Consider the following 2924-nt stretch of genomic DNA (forward strand, 5'->3'; position numbering starts at 1 on the left):
GCTTGAGTTTTGGTGGTTTTTTGGGAGCGAGGTCTCATTTCTTTTTCAAGGGGCTTATTCCTTTCTGGCGCCTACTGAAATTTTACACGGCCTTCCCGCCTCATTTTGCCCGCCGGGCGTTGAAGCGATTCATGGCCGCCTCCATCCCTTCCGTCAGGGCCAAGCGCACGGCCTGGGAGGCCTCGGCCACGGCCCTCTCTACCGCGGGCAGCTCCTCCGGGGCAAACTCGCTTAAGACCCAGTCCACCACCGCCACCCCTTCGGGGGGCCGCCCGATGCCCACGCGCAGGCGGGCAAAGTCGCCCCCTCCCAGCCGCTCGATGACGGACTGCAGGCCCCTGTGCCCGCCGGAGGAACCGGAGCGCCGCAGGCGCAGCTGGCCCACGGGCAGGTCCAGGTCGTCGGAAACGACCAGGAGCTCCTGCGGGGTAAGGCCGTACCAGCGCAGGAGCAGCCCCACGGCCTCGCCGCTTCTATTCATATATGTAAGCGGTTTGGCCAGAATAATGCGCTTCCCGTCCAGGTAACCCAGTCCCACCAGGGAGCGCAGCCACACCCGGCCCACCTCGATGCCCAGGTCGGCGGCCAGCCTGTCTACGACCATAAAGCCTACGTTGTGCCGGGTCCGCGCGTACTCCGCTCCCGGGTTGCCCAGCCCCACTACAAGGTGCACGGTAGAATCAGGCGCCCCCCCGCAAAGGGAAAAATTAAGGCTGCCTCCCGGCAGCACCGGTGATTTGTCACACCATAAGCATAGCACCTAGAGCGGAGAAAGGCAAGGCAGGGCGCGGGCCCGCCGCTCACGGCCTCCTCACACGCGTTTATTTTTCTAATGCCTGCGTTTAAATCTTAAACCTCGCCGCCTGATCCTTGAGTGCTTCAATTAACGACACCAGGTTCTTCACCTGCTCGTTGATGGTCTGGGCGGCAGAGCTCATTTCCTGTGCCGAAGCGGCAATCTCCTGCGCTGAGGCCGCATTTTCCTCGGAAGCCGCGGCCACATTGTTTAAAAGCTCCGCCACCTGCCGGGCGCCGCGCGCAATCTCCAGGAAGTGCGCCAGCGTCTTCTCGCCCATCTGCGCTTCTTCCTCCATCAGGGCAATTGCTTCCCTGATCATGGAAGACGATGCCTCCACGTCCCCGGTCACGCCCTCTACCAGCCGGGCAATTTCCTCTGCCTGGCGCCGGGACTCCTCGGCCAGCTTCCGCACTTCTTCCGCCACCACGGCAAACCCCCTGCCGGCGTCCCCGGCCCTCGCCGCCTCAATGGCCGCGTTCAGCGCCAAAAGGTTGGTCTGGGCGGCAATGCCCGCAATGACGTCCGTGATGCCCGAGATCTGCCGCGCGTGCCCGGTGAGCCTCTCCATGGCCTCACCGATGGAGCGGGACTTCTCCGCCAGGCGAGAAATCATGCCTGCCAGCTCCTGCATGATCCTTTCACCTTCCGCGGTACGCCGCACCGTCTCCTCGGTGTTTCTGCTGATGTGGCTCACGTCCTGGGCCATGTTCTGGGCGCCGGCGGCCACCTGAGAGACGGTCTGCGCCACCTGCTCGGAGGCGCGGGCCGTTTCCTCCGCCGCCCCGGCAATCTCCTTCACGGCCACTTCCAGGTTGGAAATGGCTCCGCCGATGGAGCGCAAGATCCCTACGGTGTTGCCCAGCATCTTCTTCAGGGCCTCGCCCAAGACGCCCAGCTCCCCAAAGGCGCCGGTGGCGATATCAAGCCTCAGATCCCCGGTAGACATCTGCTCGGCCTGCCGGGCGAGCTCCACCACGGGGCGCGAGATCTGGCGGCCAACAAAAATGGCCATTACAACTACCAGGACGGCCACAATAGCAATAACCAGAAGCATACTCGCAGCAATGCCACGCGTTTGAGCGTATACCTCATTAACAGGGGCATTTAAGGCCACCACCCAGCCGGCGCTTTTAACCGGCGCGTAGGCCACCAGCTTTTCCACGCCCTCGTAGGTATACCTGTCCGTCCCCGGCTCGCCCCTGATCATCTTTTCGGCCACGCGGTTTAAGCTCTCCGAGCTTGTCTTGGTGAAGTTTTCTTTCATGATCTTCGATTCATCAGGGTGAGCCATAACTAGGCCCGTGGAGTCGATTAAATAGGCATAGCCGCTTTGACCGTACTTTAAGTTGGCTATCCTGGCCCACAGGGTCTTGGGCTCAAAGGTCCCCGCCAGCACCCCCGCTGTACCTGCCGGCCCCCTGACCGGCACCGCCACCACTATCACCTTGTTCCCCGTGGCCTTGCTGATGAGCAGGCTGGAAATGGCCACTTCTTTGCCGCTCATTACGGCTTTAAAGTAATCCCTGTCGGCAATGTTGACCCTCTGCCCGTTGGGCAGAATGGCGTTTCCCGCCGGATCGGCAAAGAGGATCATCTCCGTGTCCACCGTGTTCTCGGTGGCCATTTTGCAAAAGGCCTGGATCTGCGCGGCGTCCCCGCTCAGCAGCACGGGATTTCTGGCGTAATCCTGTAGCTTCTTTGCCCGGCCCTGCAGCCACTCGTCCATGGCCGCAGCAGTTATCTTCGTCATCTCCAACAGGTAACTGTTGGCAGCTTTTGTGGCGTTAGAGGCGGTCACAAGGTAAAAGGCAACACCCACGCCAATTAACGGCACAAGGGAAAGGATTAAAAACCAGGCCATGATCCTACCGCCGATGGTCCTATAGAAGCGCATTACACCTGGCCTCCCTCCAAAACTAATTTTTTTAACTCCTGCCTTGCTCACTTAATACTATCTGGTTACCACTCCTACCCTACATAAAAAAATAATAGCAAGTTCTTCTAAATGCTACAACTAAATGACACGGCAAAGTCCGTGTCAAGATTCAGTAGGTGCCCTCACAAGAAAATTTCCCTTATGAGACCCCATCACCCAAACGAACGCCTCGAGGAACCTGCCTTGAAA

General features: G+C 59.9%; 2 protein-coding genes. Both read right to left on the reverse strand.

Annotated elements, in window-relative coordinates; all coding sequences use genetic code 11:
- Nucleotides 1-100 precede the first annotated feature (100 nt).
- Nucleotides 101-673 carry an aminoacyl-tRNA hydrolase gene (gene pth / locus G454_RS0114865; RefSeq protein ID WP_027719206.1) on the reverse strand — a complete coding sequence of 191 codons (573 nt, stop codon included), beginning with the start codon at nucleotides 671-673 and terminating at the stop codon, nucleotides 101-103.
- A gap of 169 nt (nucleotides 674-842) precedes the next feature.
- The gene (locus G454_RS0114870; protein WP_027719207.1) at nucleotides 843-2693 is read right to left on the reverse strand and encodes a methyl-accepting chemotaxis protein; all 1851 of its coding nucleotides are present in this window, start codon (nucleotides 2691-2693) and stop codon (nucleotides 843-845) included.
- Nucleotides 2694-2924 lie beyond the last annotated feature (231 nt).

It is taken from the genome of Desulfovirgula thermocuniculi DSM 16036, assembly GCF_000429345.1.
GTDB lineage: Bacteria > Bacillota > Desulfotomaculia > Desulfotomaculales > Desulfovirgulaceae > Desulfovirgula > Desulfovirgula thermocuniculi.

Bases quoted from the DNA above. Each gene is read 5' to 3' on its own strand.
- G454_RS0114870 (WP_027719207.1), bottom strand. From the start codon at position 2,693: ATGCGCTTCTATAGGACCATCGGCGGTAGGATCATGGCCTGGTTTTTA.